Source organism: Pirellulales bacterium (genome assembly GCA_035546535.1).
Classification (GTDB): Bacteria; Planctomycetota; Planctomycetia; order Pirellulales; family JACPPG01; genus JACPPG01.
The window spans coordinates 16,454-33,255 of sequence record DASZWQ010000164.1 but is presented as its reverse complement, the minus strand read 5'-3'; the positions used below and the strand labels follow the sequence as shown (position 1 = coordinate 33,255).

12 protein-coding genes are annotated in these 16,802 nt (G+C 62.8%); 3 read left to right on the top strand and 9 right to left on the bottom strand.

All coding sequences use genetic code 11. From position 1 onward, the window contains the following. Nucleotides 1–137: 137 nt before the first annotated feature. The 3 genes from VHD36_19605 to VHD36_19595 form a co-directional block, all read right to left on the bottom strand. The gene (locus VHD36_19605) at nt 138–2,645 is read right to left on the bottom strand and encodes a DUF1553 domain-containing protein (GenBank protein HVU89544.1); all 2,508 of its coding nucleotides are present in this window, start codon (nt 2,643–2,645) and stop codon (nt 138–140) included. 98 nt (nt 2,646–2,743) lie between these two features. After that, nucleotides 2,744–5,071 (bottom strand): PPC domain-containing protein, encoded by a 2,328-nt coding sequence (locus VHD36_19600; protein ID HVU89543.1) that lies wholly within the window; start codon nt 5,069–5,071, stop codon nt 2,744–2,746. A gap of 273 nt (nt 5,072–5,344) precedes the next feature. After that, nucleotides 5,345–6,766: a DUF1501 domain-containing protein gene (locus tag VHD36_19595; protein HVU89542.1), complete on the bottom strand. Its 1,422-nt coding sequence runs from the start codon at nt 6,764–6,766 to the stop codon at nt 5,345–5,347. 315 nt (nt 6,767–7,081) lie between these two features. Between VHD36_19595 and VHD36_19590 the strand changes: the two genes are divergently transcribed. Further along, on the top strand, nt 7,082–7,582 hold the full coding sequence (locus VHD36_19590) for an NIPSNAP family protein (protein ID HVU89541.1): 501 nt from the start codon (nt 7,082–7,084) through the stop codon (nt 7,580–7,582). Nucleotides 7,583–7,618: 36 nt separating this feature from the next. Here the strand turns inward: VHD36_19590 and VHD36_19585 are convergent, their stop codons facing one another. Next, nucleotides 7,619–8,773 carry an ADP-ribosylation factor-directed GTPase activating protein isoform b gene (locus tag VHD36_19585; protein ID HVU89540.1) on the bottom strand — a complete coding sequence of 385 codons (1,155 nt, stop codon included), beginning with the start codon at nt 8,771–8,773 and terminating at the stop codon, nt 7,619–7,621. A 449-nt stretch (nt 8,774–9,222) separates the two neighbouring features. Between VHD36_19585 and VHD36_19580 the strand changes: the two genes are divergently transcribed. Then, on the top strand, nt 9,223–9,903 hold the full coding sequence (locus VHD36_19580) for a zinc metallopeptidase (GenBank protein ID HVU89539.1): 681 nt from the start codon (nt 9,223–9,225) through the stop codon (nt 9,901–9,903). Nucleotides 9,904–10,151: 248 nt separating this feature from the next. Here the strand turns inward: VHD36_19580 and VHD36_19575 are convergent, their stop codons facing one another. From VHD36_19575 to VHD36_19565, 3 genes are all read right to left on the bottom strand, one after another. Further along, nucleotides 10,152–13,163 carry a PVC-type heme-binding CxxCH protein gene (locus VHD36_19575; GenBank protein ID HVU89538.1) on the bottom strand — a complete coding sequence of 1,004 codons (3,012 nt, stop codon included), beginning with the start codon at nt 13,161–13,163 and terminating at the stop codon, nt 10,152–10,154. Between the two features lie 196 nt (nt 13,164–13,359). Continuing rightward, nucleotides 13,360–13,692 carry a helix-turn-helix transcriptional regulator gene (locus VHD36_19570; protein HVU89537.1) on the bottom strand — a complete coding sequence of 111 codons (333 nt, stop codon included), beginning with the start codon at nt 13,690–13,692 and terminating at the stop codon, nt 13,360–13,362. A gap of 40 nt (nt 13,693–13,732) precedes the next feature. Beyond that, the gene (locus VHD36_19565; GenBank protein HVU89536.1) at nt 13,733–14,062 is read right to left on the bottom strand and encodes a hypothetical protein; all 330 of its coding nucleotides are present in this window, start codon (nt 14,060–14,062) and stop codon (nt 13,733–13,735) included. A gap of 242 nt (nt 14,063–14,304) precedes the next feature. Between VHD36_19565 and VHD36_19560 the strand changes: the two genes are divergently transcribed. Beyond that, entirely contained in the window at nt 14,305–14,610 is a 306-nt protein-coding gene (locus VHD36_19560) for a hypothetical protein (protein ID HVU89535.1), read from the top strand. 96 nt (nt 14,611–14,706) lie between these two features. Here the strand turns inward: VHD36_19560 and VHD36_19555 are convergent, their stop codons facing one another. Beyond that, entirely contained in the window at nt 14,707–15,237 is a 531-nt protein-coding gene (locus VHD36_19555) for a methylated-DNA--[protein]-cysteine S-methyltransferase (protein ID HVU89534.1), read from the bottom strand. A 62-nt stretch (nt 15,238–15,299) separates the two neighbouring features. Then, entirely contained in the window at nt 15,300–16,742 is a 1,443-nt protein-coding gene (locus tag VHD36_19550; GenBank protein HVU89533.1) for an AlkA N-terminal domain-containing protein, read from the bottom strand. Nucleotides 16,743–16,802: the final 60 nt, after the last annotated feature.

The window sequence follows — 16,802 nt, the reverse complement described above, 5'->3', positions numbered from 1 at the left end:
CGACGAACGAAGTAACAAGACACATGGCGAGCCTCCTTGGCGATGCGATTGGCGTGAGAACCTATCTGCATCGTGAACGGGGCTCGTCCTATTTCTCAAGAAGCTGTCAACGCTAGCAAAAACTGCGAAAGCCGAACTTAGTGCTGGAATAAAAACTCGTTGGCGTTCAGAAGCGCCCAGCAGACATCTTCCAAGCCTCGCATGCGGTCGCCGCTGGCGGTGATGTGCTTGGTGGCGGCCCCCACTTCGGCCTCGCTGGGCGGGCGCGAAAGTGCGGCATAATAGAGCTGACCGACCAGGTCGGCGTCTCCCATGCCCGCGGCCACCAGGCTGCGCAGACGGTTCTTCTCGTCGCGCACCTTGGAGTGTACGAGCGGCCCGTTGATCATCTGCAAGGCCTGCGACAAGTTCGAATCGCTCGACCGCTCGCACTGGCAGGCGGTCTCGCGCGCGGGCTGGCCGAACACCTTCAAAAAGTAGTTGTCGGTATCGGGGCTGGGAAGCTGTGTGGCGCGGGTGCCCGTCGGCAAGCCGGGGAACTTCTCGTCGACTCCGGTCACGCGGCAGATGGCATCAAGCAACTGCTCGGCGCTGAGCAAGCGCGTGGTCGCGTGCGAAAAGTACTTGGTGTCGGTCCGGTTGAAATCGTTCTTGCGCGAGCTGAGCTGATAAACCCGGCTGTTGAGGATCGTCCGCAGCGTGTGCTTGCGGTCGAATTTGTGCTCGACGAAGTCTTTGGCGAGGTGGTCAAGTAGTGCGGCGCTGGCCGGCGGGTTCGAATCGCGGAAATCGTCCACCGGCTCGACGATGCCACGACCCATCAGGTGGCCCCACATGCGGTTGACTTCGACCTTGGCGAAGAAGGGATTATCCGGCGCCGTCAACCAGCGGGCGAAAGAGTCGCGGCGATCCTCGTCCGCCGCGACCTCGGCATCGCCCTTCAGCGGCAGCCACGGTTTCATCTGTTTGCCAGTGCGCGGCTGCGTGACTTCGCCGCTGCGCGCGATCCAGATGACTTGTTCCTCGGGCGTCATGCCCGGCTTCTTCTGAATGCGATTGAAGAACGCGCCGATGCCGTAGTAGTTGTCCTGCGTCCAGCGCTCGAACGGGTGGTTGTGGCACTTGGCGCACTGAATGCGAATTCCCAGGAACAACTGCGAAGTGGTCTCGGTGCAGTCGTTCGTATCGGCCGCAGTGCGATAGAAGTTCGCCGCCGGGTTGGCGTATGTGCTGCCGTCGGCCGTGAGCAACGTGCGGGCGAACTGATCGGCCGGCATGTTGTCACGCAATGCCGCCACGAGCCAATGGTGGAACTTGTACACGCCGGAGGGGGTCACCTTGTTGCCGCGCAACCGCAGCAGGTCGGCCCATTTCATGGCCCAGAAGTCGGCATACTCGGGCCGCTCGAGCAGCGAGTCGATCAGCTTCGCCCGCTTGTTGGGCGAGGCGTCGGCCAGAAACACTTGCGCTTCCAGGATCGTCGGCAACTCGCCGATGACGTCCAGGTATACGCGGCGGACGAATTCCTCGTCGCTGCACAAATCCGAAGGCAGGATCTGCAACTGCCGCAGTTTTTCAAACAGGTCGTGATCGACGAAGTTGTTCTCCGCGGGCTCGTTCCACTTGAAGCCTTCGATGTCCTTCAGAAACACCAGCGACGCAGTTTCCATCTTTTCCAGGTAACGGACCAGAATGGCAGATTCGCCGCGATCGACGCCGACCACGAATCCGTCATTATCGACCGTGGCCACGCTCTCGTCCGAACTGGAGAAGCACGCCAGGTTCGTTACGTCGCGCACGCTGCCGTCGCTGAAATGCGCCAGCACCAGCATCTGCTGCGTGTGCGCCGGCCGACGCAACACACGCTGCCGCGGATAGACGTCAACCTTCACGCACTGCGGCGCATCGGCCGGATCCGCCTGGCAACCTTGTGCGATCCAGTCGCGCAGCAGGGCAAAGCTGGGATCACTCTTCTTCAGCCGGCGACCGCCGCCGTGCGCGATCTCCATCAACGGCTTGCGCAACAGCAGGCTTTCCTCGGGCTCGTAGACGTTCGTCCGTCGGCCAAAGGCTTCGCGCACCAGGGTCTCTGTATCGACGGCCGGATCATAAGCCCGCAGCGACAAACGAAAGCCTCCCTTGCCGCTGGGCGAACCGTGGCAAGCACCTGAGTTGCACCCTTGCTTGGACAAGGCAACCAATGTTCCGTATTCAAACGAGACCGCCTCGGGCTGGGCCTGGTTCGAGACCGTGACCGTGGACTTGGCCGTCTGGCCGCCCGCGGTGATCGTGATTTCGGCCGTGCCATCGCCAGTCGGAACGGCAATGCCGTTTTCGATCCGTGCGACGTGCTCATTGCTCGACTTGAATTCGGCCACGCGCGTCAGGTCTTGCGTCGTGCCGTCGGCGTAGAAGCCACTCACGATCAAGTGCATGCGCCGCTGCGGGGTAGCGAGTTGAAACGTTGCCGGCTGCACTTCCAATCGCTCCGGCGTGCCAATCACGACCGGCTCAAGCGCGACATCGCCGCTGGCCACTGGCTCGGCCCCCGCGCGCGTCGCGGTGAAAGCCGCCAGAGCGCATATGAATAGCGCCAGGCCTGACACACTGCTGATCCGACGCGTGATTGCTGTAAAACGGCACATCGCTTCTCCCTCGCTATGAGCTGCTTACGAATATTGCTTGCGTCAGCATTGGCCGGTGCCGGTCGCGGAAACCAGCTTGCCAATGCTGCACGGGACCGCTACGGTCGCGTAATCTCCAATTGCACAGGCTCGCTTTCGACCGTGATCGCCCGGTCTTTAACCTTCGCCAAGGCGATGGCGGCCAATTCCGATTTGCCGGCCGGCACTTCAGCCGCCGCTGATAATTCCAACGTGGCTTCACTCTGTCCTTCAGGCACGGTGACTTCCGGCGGCATGTTGATGCCGGCGGGCAGCGACCGAAATCGCAACGTGACCGGGCCGTTCGCGTCGCCATAACGCGTCAGTTTCAATGTGACCGATTGTTTGCCGCCCGCCGCCAGTGGGCCCGCGGGTGCAATCGCCACTTGAATCGGCTTGACGACGTGCAACACCAGGTTGTCGAGCGTCACGCGCTTCGGCTGATTCTGGAACGTCGCGGCGCCGGTGACGCGGAAAGGATAATCCCCCTCGGCCAGCCCGGCCGGGCCCGAGAGCTCGATCGTGGCGTCGGGCTTCCCTTTTTCGATCGGCGCGACTTTGGCCGTGACGCCGGCCGGCAGGCCTTCCACGGCCAGGTCGACTTTGTCCTCGAACTTGTTCAAGCGATTGGCCTGCACCTTGAACGACGTCGCGGCGATGATTTGCGGATAGGGAATCGTCGTGCCTGGCGCCGGCGCGAGTTGGAAGAACTCGGCGAACGGGCCGGCAACGCCCAGACCGATCAAGCCGTCGAGATCGGCCGGCGGATAGGCCCAACCGCTGAAAGCCGCTTTCAGGGGCGTGCTCGTGCTGGCCACGGTCTGGAAGTTCGTTTCACCAATCTTCGCGCGACCGACGATGCGAATGTTCGCCCACTTCCCTTGATCGAGGGTGGCCGGCAGCGTGACGTTGAGCGTGGTTTCCTTCCCTTTTTCAGGGATCGTGTTGCCCGCCACCACCAACCCTTCGCCAGCACCTTCGACCGATAGCGCGATTGGCCCGTCGTAATCGCGGCGGGCACAGGTGACTTTGGCGACGAAGACCCCCGCCTTGGGCGCGTCGAACTTCTCGGCCTCGACCGCCAACGTGAAGCCTGCCTGATACGGCGAGACCGCGACGCGATACACATACTCAGCGCCGCCGCGGCGTAGCAGGTCCTCGACCAACAGCCGGTAGACGCCGTCGGCCGGAGCGGTGAAGTCGAGCACGCCCTCGTCGCCACCAGTGTCTTCGGCTTCGGCAACCTGGCCGCCATCCGCCTTCAAAACACGCAGATACAAGTCGGCGGGCGAACCGAGGCTGCGCGTCTTGCCGGCGAACAGCCAACGCTGTCCCGCTTTGGCCTCGAATTGGTAGTAATCGCGGTCTTTCGGCGCGTCGAAACGACCGTTGAGGGCCGACGGCAGACTGATGGGCGAGGCGGTCTCAGGCGTGTCGTTCGGTTCGAATTCAACTTCCTCGGTCAAGCCGTCCGTCGCGAGTGCGACCATGGTCGAGCCGAGCCCCTTGGGAAATTTTGCGGAGAGGGGCATGCGGTCGCCGCGCGCATCGCCCGGCACGGGCACATGCATGGGCGGCACTTCGTCGCTCGTATACCCAGCCACGTGCAGCTTGGCGCCGCTGCCGCGCCGGCCGCCAGCGGGATAAGTGGTAGTAGCCAGTGGAAAGTTGCCAACACGCAGCCGGTAACGATGGGTGCCGCCCCCCTGATAACGAATGTCGCGCAATTCGAGGTAATAGGTCCCCACCGTGGGGAGCGTGTAGGCGAAGCGGCAGTCGGCGCCGAGGCCCGGTGCGTCGTCGCTGTACGCCAGCTCGCGACCCGAGCTATCGAGCAAGCGGATCACTGGGTCGAGCGGGTAACCCAACCGTCGGGCCACGACCTCGACAGTAATCCGTTGTCCGGCGACACCGTTGAATTTGTAGTAGTCGTAGCTTTCCGGTTCGCAGGCGCCGTCGACGGCGACACTGGTGGCGATCTCCTGCGCGGCGGAAACCGATTTGTTCGTGCCGACCTTCGAGATACTCGGCAGGTCATCGACCATCACCAGGCGCACGTTGGAAATGCCACCGCCCGTCGCCAGTCGCACGGCATAGACGCCCACGGGCACGGTCGGGGGCACATTGACCCGGTACGAAACCTGTCCGCCGTCGGTGCCGTTTTTCTCCAGGCCCGGCGTCAGCGCGGCCTCGGCCGGCATGTTCCACCAGATGCCCGTTGGGGCAGCGAGGTTGCCACCGAAAAGAACAATGTCACTTGCCTGACCGGCCGCGAGAGCGCCGGGCACCGTATGGCTGATCGAGGGAGCTTGTGCATAGGCATAGCCGGTAGCGATCGAAAGCATCGCGATCAGTACTTGCAAACTGGGCAATACACAGCGGGCAGGCGTCAAGCGATAGCAGCTCATTGGCGGAGGTTCGGATCGCATCGCGGATCCGGTTGGGCGCTTCGGGGCAGCGTCGGGCGGCGTGTCGAGCTAGTTTGGCGGGCTTGTTCTCAGCGGCTGACCCGCAAGGGCCGACCGTGCGAACGTGCATTTCGGGCGGGAGGTTCGATCACCATCGCGCGGCTTCCCCCCTCAGAAATCGCGCGGCTGGTTCCCATGACCTTAAACCGCCGCGAAGGCGGTTGTCAAACAATTGGCCGTATTTATCTCGTATTTATCACCGTCTTTATGCGATCACGAGAACAGGGGGACCAGCGGCCTCCCTTCACAGACGGCCAACGGACGTCCCATGCGGTCGGTCAATTTGACGGCCGGGTCGATCCCCAGGGCATGATAGATCGTGGCCGCATAGTCCTGTGGCGAACATGCATTTTCGGCGGGATAGGCAGCCTGGGCATCACTTGCGCCGTAGATGGCCCCGCCACGAATACCTCCGCCGGCCAACAGCCCGCTGTAGCAGCGCGGCCAGTGATCGCGCCCCGCGACGTTGTTGGCAATCTGCGGTTTGCGGCCGAATTCGCCAACCCAGGCCACGATGGTTTCGTCGAGCATGCCGCGCTCGGCCAGATCGGTGAGTAGCGCCGCGAGCGCCTGATCGGCAGGCGGAATCAAATCGTTCTTCAAGCGATTAAAATTGTTGCCGTGCGTGTCCCAGAAGTTCCGCCCGTCGTTGTGCCAGTTCACGCTCACAAGCGACACGCCGTGCTCAACTAGCCGCCGTGCCAGAAGCACGCTTTGACCATGGATGTTGCGACCGTAGCGCTCGCGCACTGCGTCAGGCTCGGCCGCCAGGTCGAATGCCTCGCGCGCGGCAGCCGAACTGAGCATCGACAGCGCCTTCTGTTTGAAACCATCCACGCCGGCGTCGGCAGCGCGCTGGGCAATGCGTCGCTGCTCGTCGATCGTGGCCAGGAGCGACTGGCGGTTGTTCAAGCGATCAAGCGTAATATCGTCCGCTAGCGCTAACGCGTCGACACGCCAATCGGCTTTGCTGGGATCGCCCGCGATCAACATCGGATCGTAGCGCGAGCCGAGCCATCCGCCATTTTGCCCGGGCGCACGTCCGCCGGGCGCCGCCGGATGCATGGCGAGCCAAGGCAACGTGACAAACGGAGGGACCAAGGAACTCGCTGGTCGCATCCGCGCCACGACCGAGCCCAGGTGCGGCGTGTCGCGCTCGCTAGGAGGATCGGCGTCGCTCTTGACGACGGGCGCCAGGTGCCCGGTCAGCGTCACGTGACCGCTCGACAAATGTGCCGGATCGTTGTGCGACAGTGAGCGGACGATCGCCAGCCGGTCGGTGAGCTTCGCCACGCGCTGGAAGTGCTCGCTGATGAACGTGCCCGGTACGGCGGTCGCGATCGGCTGAAACGTTCCGCGGATTTCGGCCGGGGCGTCGGGCTTGGGATCGAAGGTTTCGAGCTGGCTCGGTCCGCCCCACATGAAGAGGAAGATGCACGCCTTGGCCTTCCCGAATCCCGCCGGTCCCGTCGCGACACTAGATCCTGCGGCGGCCCGGGCTCCCAAGAGCGCGTCGAGCCCCAACCCTAGCGCGCTAGCGCAGCCGGCCTGCAATACCTGGCGGCGCGAAGTTCGCTGTGCGCGGTGAAAATCCGCGCAGCCGACAACTTGCGTGCGAAGGAGTTTTCGGGACATCGGCGGGCAGGCGGGGTGGATCGTTGGCGGGACCGTGCAGCGTCACGGGGGTCGTTGGGCACGATCTTCAGACGCATGCACGAGCGTTGATCGATTTTAACAGGATGTTTATACCCGCCACAATAAAAGATTTGCCGTCGCCCCTCGGTCCCCCATGATGGGCGGGATGCTCAAGGGGCCGCCTGGTTCAGAACGACGGCAATCCGGTGGTTGCGTACAGCTTGCCGAACCGGATAATGCGGCACAGCCCGCGATCTTTATCAACGGGTCGCGGCGTAAGTTCCCGCCCTCAAATTGCCTTCTGGAGATTTCTCGATGCTCGCTCGCGCTGCAAAGAAGCCGACCGTCGTGGTCGTGTTGACGTTCCTCGCCGGCCTGGCGGTTTCGATCGTCGTAAATAACTGGCCGCTGAAGGCGACGGCGGACGAAGTGAGCGCAGCGAAGAGCGACGCGGCGGCGTCGGGCAATCGCTTCTTTGAGATGCGGACCTATGTCGCCAACGAAGGGAAGCTCGAAGACCTCCACAAGCGCTTCCGCGACCACACCAACCGGCTGTTCCAGAAGCACGGTATGACGCTCGTCGGTTACTGGACCCCGCTGCCTGACGCCAAGGGAGAACTGAGCGACGAAGCGAAGCGCACCCTGGTCTACATCCTCGCCTATCCCAGCCGCGAGGCGCGCGAGGCATCCTGGAAGGCCTTCATGGCCGACCCCGAATGGCAGGCCGCCTATAAGGAATCGCACAAGAATGGCGCGCTGGTCGGCAAGGTGATCTCGCAGTTCCTGTCGCCCACCGACTATTCGCCGATCAAGTAGCCTTGCCAGCCTGCGGTCAGATACTGGCCGCGAAGCTTAGAGTGCCGGCGGCGCGGGATCAGAAGTTGCCGCCGGGTTCGTCAAGGAATGGTCGGGTTTGCCGAACCGCCGCTGGCGGTAAATCTTCAGTCCGCGGGCCGCGTGATACAAACCGCCGCATTCCAGCTCGTAGTCCTGGGTCTCTTCGAGCATCTTGCACAGGTAATTCACGGACTGGGTCAGCCACGGCGATTTCAGTTCACTCTCGGGCACGGACAGAGCCAGGAACTCGAGCGTGTGTCCTGTCGTGCCGATCCGCTGACCGATGTCGCCGGTCCAGCGAGCGCCGTTGAAATAGTCGGACGAGAACGACCCATCGGGCTGCTGATAGGCCTTCATCACGGCGATGGCGCCACCGGGTTCGCCGTAGATCTTGTCATAAGCTGCTTTCCAGCCGCCGGTCAGCTTGCCGCCCGCGTCGAGATACTTATTCAATGCCACGGTTAGCGCCGTCAAACGGTGCGTGCCGCCGCAGGCACTGCGGCGCAAATCCTGTTTCGCCTCCATCCCCACCACACGCTCGATCGTCCATTCGCTGCCGTCCTTCGATTTCCATTGAGCATCGAGCGGCAGGTAAGCGGTGAAGCCCATCAGGGACCAGGTCGCCTCCATCCCGTCGTAAATGTCCCATTGCGCCTGCGTGACCAAATCGCGAACCGTATAAGTCTTGCCGCCGACTTTGATCGGCGTCGTGTCGGGCAGACCGATGAGCGAGAGGTAGCCCAGCCATTGATCCTCGTGCCCTTGGCCGGTCTTGCTGGCGGGTTCGAGTGGAGCTTCCAACCCCTTGTCGCCTGGAATCAGGTTCCAGCCGGTGAGACGGCCCCCTTGTTGCAAATAGGCCAAAGCCGAGGTCGGCTTACCATTCACGTCGAGTTGCAGGTCGGGCCCGAACGCCAGAATGCCGTGTACGACTTGCCAGGCGGCGTTGCTCTCGGCGACCAGGTGACGCTGCGCGGTCAGTGCAATCGCCCGGTCGATACGGTCGCGGAATTCGTCCGCGGCGGGCACATTCTCGCTGCTGGTGCGCGGCGTGGCGGCGCTGGCGCGCGAGATTTCGCTTTCGTTGCAACCGCTCACGAGCGGCAGCGTGGAAACGGCTAATAAGAGAACGAGGGAAAGACGCGCAGACACGTTCGATGCGTGCGACATGAGGAGGGGGCTCGCTGGCCCAAAGTCTTGGGCGATTTTCGCGTGCCTCCCTGCGCCGCGGGGTGGGTGGGCGGTCCTTCACCCAAGAGTCAGGCTAGATTTCACCGCTGGAAAGATAGCACGGAAATCGGGGCGCGGCCAATTGCGCGGTCAGGTTACGGACAAACGCGGTCATGGAGTTGGAACAGGAAACGCGCCTGCCGTTACCGGATGGCGGCCACAAAAGGTACCACGATCGAGTCGGACCCGCCTTGCGGAAATCCTTTAATTCCAACAAGATATCGCCGCGAGCCGCCTGGGCCGGCAACTCCCGGCGGTCGCGATTCGTAGAATAGGGCGACTAGCCCTACAAACCAACATTCCCTGCCGCCGGACGAATTCCATTCAGGCTGCGTTTTTCGGCCGAACGTCCAACCCGCGGCAATTCCAGAGAACGGAGTGAGCTTTCGATGTTCTATTTTGACTATCACTACCTGCTCTATTTGGCCCCGGCCTTCTTGCTGGCCATGTGGGCGCAGATGCGGGTTCACGCCGCCTATGCCGAGGCCCAGCAGCAACCGGCGCCCTTGAGCGGCGCGGCCGCCGCGCGCCATGTGCTCGATTCGGCGGGGCTGAACGACATTTCGATCGAGCAGATTCCCGGCAAACTGACGGACCATTACGATCCGCGGTACAAAGTGTTGCGCCTCAGTCCGGAGGTTTATCAGAGCCGTTCGCTGGCCGCGGTCGGCATTGCCGCGCACGAAGCGGGGCATGCCATCCAGGATGCCCGGCATTATGCGCCGTTGACGATTCGGAACGCCGCGGTGCCGGTCGCAAACTTCGGCAGCGGCTTTAGCATGGTGTTGTTCTTTATCGGCCTCTTGGCCCATCTGCCGCTTTTGTTGTACGCGGGCATCGCGCTCTTTGCCGCGGTGGTGTTCTTCCAGGTCGTGAACCTGCCTGTCGAGTTCGACGCCAGCAACCGCGCAAAGGCGGAACTCGTGACGCTTGGGATCGCCGATCGTGATCAGATGGTCTACGTCAACCGCGTGTTGAACGCCGCGGCCTGGACGTACGTTGCAGCAACCCTGCAATCGGCTTTGACGTTACTATATCTGATCAGCCGCGCGAATCAGCAGCGCGACTAGGGCGGCGATAGAGAGTCCGTCTGACAGCGGGGCAGGCACGGCCGCCGGTGAGTCGTGCAACGTTCAGCACTCGTAATGCACGTCGGAGTAGCCGGTACTAGCCCGAATCGCCAGCGAGGGATTTGCGACACCTGAAACGTAAGTATCGGAAGCTCGTCGACGTAGCAACGCCGTAAGTCCCTCGCTGGCGCTTCGGGCTAATGTCGCAAACTCGAATTCCCCATGTACAGGAAACTGCGTGTCGATAACTATCGCCCCGCGCCGGCATCGGCCGGCGCCGGCGCGTCGCTTTGCAGATAGCGCATCAGATCGCGCACCTGATCGGCGTCGAGCTCGTCGAGAATCTTTTCCGGCATCAATGATTGCGGGGCGGGTTCCAAAGTTTCGACGTCATCTTGGGCGACGGTCGTTCGCTGATTCTTGGCGTCGAGAATGGTGACCGTCGTGGGCGTGCTTTCCGCGATCAAGCCCGTCAGCACGCGGCCGTCTTTGGTGGCCAGGTTGTAGTTGAAGAACTCCTTGCGGATCACGGCGTTCGGGTCGACGATGCTGGTGAGCAAGAACTCCCGATTTTTTCGCTCGGCACCGGTAAGATCGGGGCCGACCTTGTTCCCCTCGCCGAACAGCGTGTGGCAAATGCCGCAATGTTTGGCAAACAGCGGCTTGCCGCGCACGGCGTCGCCGGTCGTCAGGTTCATCGACACGCTGATGCCGTGAATCCTGGCTCGCTTTTCGGCCGGTGTCTCCTGGGCCACTTTCCCCCAATGTTTCGACAGCAATTCTTCCACGCGGGGCTGCTTGAAGAGCGCGATCTGGCGCAGCTGTGCCGCCGGCACCTGGTCAGGCTTGAGGTCGCCGCGGTCCACCGCCTCGAGCAGCGCTAGTCCGGTCGCGGCCCGCGCGCACAAGAGCGTCAGCGCCCGCGTGCGCACCGCCGCATCGGCCTGCGGCAACAGTTTCAGCGCTGCGTCGCCGATGCGCGGATCGGCGAACCTTTCGAGCGCCGTCAGCGCCGCGGTTTGAATCGATGCTGGCTCAGCGTCGTTCAGCAGTTTCAACAGTGGTTCGACCGACGCCGGATCGTCGACTTGTCCAACGATATCGATAAGCGCCAGTCGATCGGCCTGCGATACTTTCTTGTCGGACAAGAGCACGAGCGCCCTGGCAAAGGCCTCGTGGCTGCCTAAGCGAATCGCGAAGCGAATCCGCTCAGGCCGTGATTCGTTTTCGACGCGCAGCCGGTCGACGACCCCTGCTAATTCCGACGGCACCGTGGCGAGCTTGCGCCCTTGCAATCCTTTCTCCATGCCCGCAATCAGGATGTCGAATTCCGCTTCGCCCGGCGCGGCATCGAGCAATCGTGCGCAAGCGGCGAAGTCCTCGGCCGTCGCCCCGGCGGCATAGCGACGCGCCAGCCGTGGCAGGACGAATTCTTTAACGAGCGGATGGCTCCACGCGTCTCGCGTGGCGAAAAGTTCCAGCACTTGTTCACGGTCTGAGACGGCTTTGTCTTCGACAGCCCACCACAGAAGCAGCGGAATGTGGGCATCGGTTGTGTCTTCGTCGCGCGTGAGTAGCGCCGCGGCGAGCGGCAATCCCTGCGCCGCGGGCAGGCGCTTGGCGGTGCAGGCAAGTTGGCTACGAACGGTCGGGCTCGACTCCTGGCGTGCCAGTGACAGGAATCGGGCGGCCACGATCGGTGAAACCTGCTGTTCGTCCCCCATCAACCGGATGGTCCACGTCCGCACGTCCTCGGAAGGATGCGCGAGCAATTCCAGCCCGAGCGCTTCATCAAATCCGCCGCACTGATAGAGAGTCCACAACGACTCGATGGCCAGCCGCTGGTCGGTCGATTGCTGTGCGCTCGCGCGCAAGCCGGGCAGAATGCTTTTGTCTTGTCGCTCGGCCAGGATCAGCCGCGCCTCGCGCGAGTACCACTCGTTGCGGTTCGTGAGCAGTTTCAGCAAGTCGTTGCTTGATTGCTTCACCAGATTCAAGCCCGTTACCGGTTGCGTGCCATCGGCCACCAACTTGTAGATGCGTCCGTTCGAGCGGTCCCAATCGTCCTTCGGATCCACGTGGTTGGCGCGCTTGTCGTACCAGTCGGCGATGAACAGGCTGCCGTCGGGACCGACCGTGCAGTCGACCGGGCGGAACGAATGATCGTCGGTCGTCACCAGCTCGCCGCCAAAAGTATTCGCAAAGCTCGATCCCTGCCGGGTGATCTTGTGCCAATAGATGGCGTTCGACAGCACGTTGGCGGCGATGTACTGATTCCAGATTTCTTCGGGAAACGAGCCCCCCTGGTAAACGATGCCGCCGCAGGTGACGTGGCCTCCCTTGAAACCGGTGTAGGGCACGTGCTCGAAGTAGCCGTACGCGTGCGGGTTTTGTAATTCTCCGTGCTTGGCAAAACCCTTCACGTAGTAGGCTCCTTGCACCTGGTGCAGCATGGCACGCTCGCCCCAGTTGGTGCCGGCGATCATGTTGCCGTGGCGATCGAAATCAGCGCCCCAGGTGTTGCCCCCTCCTTCGGCGAATAATTCGAACTTCTTGGTTCGTGGATGGTAGCGCCAGATGCCCTGCTGAAAAGTCACGCCCCGAATGTTGGCGGTGACCGTGCTTCCTTGCGCGCCGTACAGCCAGCCGTCCGGCCCCCATTGCAAACTGTTCGCTAGTGCATGCGCGTCTTCGAGGCCGAAGCCTGTGAGCAGCACTTCCGGATCCGCGTCGGGCACGTCATCGCCGTTCTGGTCGGGATAGAAAAGCAGATACGGCGCTTGCACGACGAACACGCCGCCATGGCCGATGGCCAGCCCGGTCGCCAGGTTCAAACCATCGACAAAATCCTTGGCCGCATCGGCGTGGCCGTCGCCGTCGGTGTCCTCGAGAATCGTGATCCGGTCGGCGCCGCGCGGCCCCCGCGGCGGCGGGTCGGGGACGCGGTCGTATTTGGTGCGCAAATACTGATCGACTTTGACGGCCGTCAGGCCGGCGGGAGTCGGGTATTGCAGATATTGGATAACCCACATTCGCCCGCGGGCGTCGAACGTCATGGAAACGGGCTGACGAATTTCCGGCTCGCTGGCAAACAATTGCAAGCGAAAGCCTTTCGGCACCTGGAAGTGTTTGAGCGCCTCGGTTGGAGGCAGCCCTTCGGCCCGGGCGGCCGCCGCGATGCTGATGCCAAGGGCAGCTAGCGCAAAAGCCGGCACGATTTTGAAACGAAGGTTCTGCAGGCGGAACGAGGCGAGAGTCATCGGCGGGAAGTCCTGCGGGGAGATTCGAGCGGTCCATCGACCGGGCTCAGGGACGCAGAACCATGATAATGCAGGAACAGGCCGGATTCACGCCTGCGGCGGATAGATGAGCGACTCGGCCAAGCTGCGACAATTCCGCCAGCGGCGGGGCGAGCTCTGTCGCGAACTGGCCTGTCCATGAAAGCGCGATGTCCGGCTACGACGATTCCCGGGCCAAACGCCAGGTGGTTTCGGAGATACTCCGCATGCGCTGCTCGCGTTCTTTCGATTTGATCGAACGGACCCGGCACAGGTGGCACGGCATATAAACCTTGCCGCCGCAGGTCGGGCAGCGCGCCGCCGGGCCGAGCGGAATCTCTTCGTCGCAGTCGTCGGGACTGCAGCGCGCCGGATACTCCGGGCGCCGCCCTGACGCGATTGCCCCGACCGAAGCACGGCTCACTCCGGTGATCGCCGCCACCTTTCGTTGCGATAACCCGGGCACCGCCAACAGACGCTTTACCTCAGCAACAAGAGCAGGAGGAATCATCGGTCCGTCCTAAATCCTCGATTTTGTTAAGGGGACATGGTCATCCGTGGAGTGTTTCAGCGGCCAGCAGTCGTAGTGGCAGTCGCGACGCAAAAAAGCGGTTCTTCGGTTTTTGACGAAACTCGTCCTCGATGTCTGGCCAGAAATCGCCTGGTTCTGGCTCCGGCTCTTGGTCGTCGAAATCGACGCCAACGTCGTGCCACCATGGGGGATCTTCTCCCTCGGGTGACGGGGCGTCGTCGTCTTCGGCTTCCGCGTCATCGAAGTCTTCGGAGAACTGGTCGTCTTGCGCCGCGCCGCACGGCCGCTGCGAGCGCCCGCAAGTGCTGCCGCAACGAGCTGTAACACCGCCGCTTCGAGACGAGAGCATGGCCCGCTCCGACCAAAAAAACCGGCCCGGCCGACGCCGCGAAGGGCGATCCCCGCAACCGAACGGGCTCATGCTATGCGGAAAGGTGGCCTAATTTCAAACAAAGTTTTGACCATTTTTTGCGCTAATTAAATAGTGCCTTTCTGCAATAGATGCACTAGTTTTTACTCGACAGGCAGCGGCCGACATAGCTACGATAGCTGTGCGGGGGTCGCGAAAAACGCCTTTTTATCGAGTGACTTATGACCTTGATTCCCCACTCACCGGCAAACCTCGACGCGTTGGCGCTGCGCCTCCTGGACGTTGCGGCGCTGGTGCGCGGAATGGCCAACAATTCGCGTGAAAATCAGATCGAAGACCTGCCACTACACAGCAACAAGGCTCAAGAATGGTTGGGCCGCCTGGAAGAATGGGCTCATGACGGCGCAGCGCGATTGGAGCTGCAGGTCATGCGCGAGCGCGGTGCCCGGCGCAGTCAGCGTCCGATCGCAAGCGCCGCGAAGCCCGCGGCGCGACGTCGAGTTCAACGCGCCACGAAAAGGCCATAAATTACGTGCGCAATTCTGGACAGAAATTGCGACGCTGGTCGAAGAAGGATCCCGACACGCGGCCGTCTCGCTCTCCGGCAAGTCACCGCCGGTTCGCTACAGAGGCAGCAGGCGCTCGCCACGGCGCTTCGTGGGGCGGGCGAACGGCGCCTCGTGCTCGAGCAGCCACGCCTTCACGTTCAGGCCGCCGGCATAGCCCACGTGCTTGCCGTTTGACCCGATGACGCGATGGCAGGGGATGATCACGGCGATCGGATTCTGTCCATTGGCCGCGCCGACCGCGCGAGCCGCCTTGGGCGCGCCGATATGTCGCGCCAGTTGACCGTAGCTCCAGGTCGTGCCGTAGGGAATCTCTCGAAGCGCATTCCAGACGCGCTCTTCGAACTCGGTCCCAGCAGGCGCAAGCGGCAGATCGAACTCAGAACGCTTGCCGGCAAAGTATTCCGTGATCTGTCTTGCCGCTTTTTTGCACACGGCATTCGTCGGCAAATCCCGTGGAATGATCGGCAGATGCCGCTGCCCGGCCAGATACACGCCCACCACCGCAGCCCCGTCGGAAAGGATGGTCCAAACGCCGACTGGGCTCGGGCAATCGATCGAATAGCGAAAACGGTCATCGGTTTTCATTGCAGAGCCTTCATTGGTTACTGGTTGTATTGGAAATCATCCTGCTGCAAAGACTTCGCCGATTACTGCTGGCTCATCTGCCACACGTGCATCGCGCCGTAAGCCCGCCACGGGCGCCAGATTTCGGCTCTTTCGCGCGCGCGGCGTACATTCCCCTGGCCGAGGAAGCGTCGCAGGACCAGATCGCCGGCGGGAAATGCGTCGGGCCAGCGCAGGGCTCGCATCGCGACGTATTGAGCCGTCCAATCGCCGATACCAGAAACGTCGACCAGTGCCCCGACGGTTTCTTCCGGTGGTGCGCCGGGCGCGAGCGCGATCTTGCGATCGGCCACGGCCTTGGCGAGCGCGACGATCGACTCGGCACGGCGTGACGTCAGTCCCAAGTTGCCGAGCCGCTTCGGCGTCGCCGAGGCCAGTGTCTCGGCCGATGGCGTCAATCGATTCAGCGACGAGTGAGGCGTGACGATGCTCTCGCCGAATTCGCCGGCCAGGCGACCGGAAATGGTCGTCGCGGCACGGACACTGTTTTGCTGGCCGATGATCGCCCGCACTGCCACTTCGAACTCGGAAAATCCGCCCGGCACGCGCAAGCCCGGGTGCTCGCGCACCGCCGAGCGCATTCCAGAATCCCGCGCCAAAGCCGCGGCGATGATGTCGGGGCGCGCATTGAGGTCGAATAAATTGCGCAGCCTCACGATGACCTCGGGCAGGAATCGCAGAAGCGATGGCGCTACCTCCACGATCAGCTGATTTCGCTCGTGGCGCGGACGAACTTTGATCCATCCTCGCTCACGCCCCATGGCGATCGTGCGCATGTACGCGTCGCCTTCGACCAGCTCGACGCCTGGCATCGCGCGCCCGGCCAGGTAGGCGAGCAATTCGGGCCAGGCCAGCGGCGGCCGATAAGCGAGCGTTATCGTCAGCGGCTGGCCGGTCACCTCGGCGCCGTTCTTGCGCCGCATATTGAGGGGCGTCATCTTGTAGGCGCTGCGCACCAGGGCATTGAAGCGGCGCACGCTGCTGAACCCGCTGGCCAGGGCCACGTCGATCACGGGCAGACGCGTCTCGGTCAAAAGTTGCTTGGCCAGCAGCAACCGATGTGTTTGCGCCAACTCAACCGGCGAGGCGCCCAGATGTTGCTGGGTCACGCGACGTAGTTGGCGGGCGCTGATCCCCAGCTCTTCGGCGAGGGAATCGAGGCTGCCGCCGGTCAGCGCGCCGGCCTGGATCCGCGCCGCCGCGCGCCAGGCCATTTGCTGGGTCGCGTCGACCGGGGCATGCCCTGGGGCCAGCTCGGGGCGGCAACGCAGGCAAGGCCGGAATCGCGAGGCCTCGGCAGCCGCGGCCGTCGGATAAAACGTGCAATTCACCCGGAAGGGCGTGCGCGCGGTACACACCGGGCGGCAATAAATCCGCGTCGTCTTCACGCCAACGAAGAACAGCCCGTCAAATCGGGCATCCCGCGCGAGAAGGGCTCGATAACAGGCGTCATGATCAAGGGTCATGCCCTTATTCTTACGGGCTGCCGAGCGCCGGTCTCGCCATTTTCGGACATCGAAGGCGGA

Bases quoted from the DNA above. Each gene is read 5' to 3' on its own strand.
- VHD36_19570 (HVU89537.1), bottom strand. From the start codon at position 13,692: ATGATTCCTCCTGCTCTTGTTGCTGAGGTAAAGCGTCTGTTGGCGGTG.
- VHD36_19550 (HVU89533.1), bottom strand. From the start codon at position 16,742: ATGACCCTTGATCATGACGCCTGTTATCGAGCCCTTCTCGCGCGGGAT.
- VHD36_19575 (HVU89538.1), bottom strand. From the start codon at position 13,163: ATGACTCTCGCCTCGTTCCGCCTGCAGAACCTTCGTTTCAAAATCGTG.
- VHD36_19605 (HVU89544.1), bottom strand. From the start codon at position 2,645: ATGTGCCGTTTTACAGCAATCACGCGTCGGATCAGCAGTGTGTCAGGC.
- VHD36_19585 (HVU89540.1), bottom strand. From the start codon at position 8,773: ATGTCGCACGCATCGAACGTGTCTGCGCGTCTTTCCCTCGTTCTCTTA.
- VHD36_19555 (HVU89534.1), bottom strand. From the start codon at position 15,237: ATGAAAACCGATGACCGTTTTCGCTATTCGATCGATTGCCCGAGCCCA.
- VHD36_19595 (HVU89542.1), bottom strand. From the start codon at position 6,766: ATGTCCCGAAAACTCCTTCGCACGCAAGTTGTCGGCTGCGCGGATTTT.
- VHD36_19600 (HVU89543.1), bottom strand. From the start codon at position 5,071: ATGAGCTGCTATCGCTTGACGCCTGCCCGCTGTGTATTGCCCAGTTTG.
- VHD36_19565 (HVU89536.1), bottom strand. From the start codon at position 14,062: ATGCTCTCGTCTCGAAGCGGCGGTGTTACAGCTCGTTGCGGCAGCACT.
- VHD36_19590 (HVU89541.1), top strand. From the start codon at position 7,082: ATGCTCGCTCGCGCTGCAAAGAAGCCGACCGTCGTGGTCGTGTTGACG.
- VHD36_19580 (HVU89539.1), top strand. From the start codon at position 9,223: ATGTTCTATTTTGACTATCACTACCTGCTCTATTTGGCCCCGGCCTTC.
- VHD36_19560 (HVU89535.1), top strand. From the start codon at position 14,305: ATGACCTTGATTCCCCACTCACCGGCAAACCTCGACGCGTTGGCGCTG.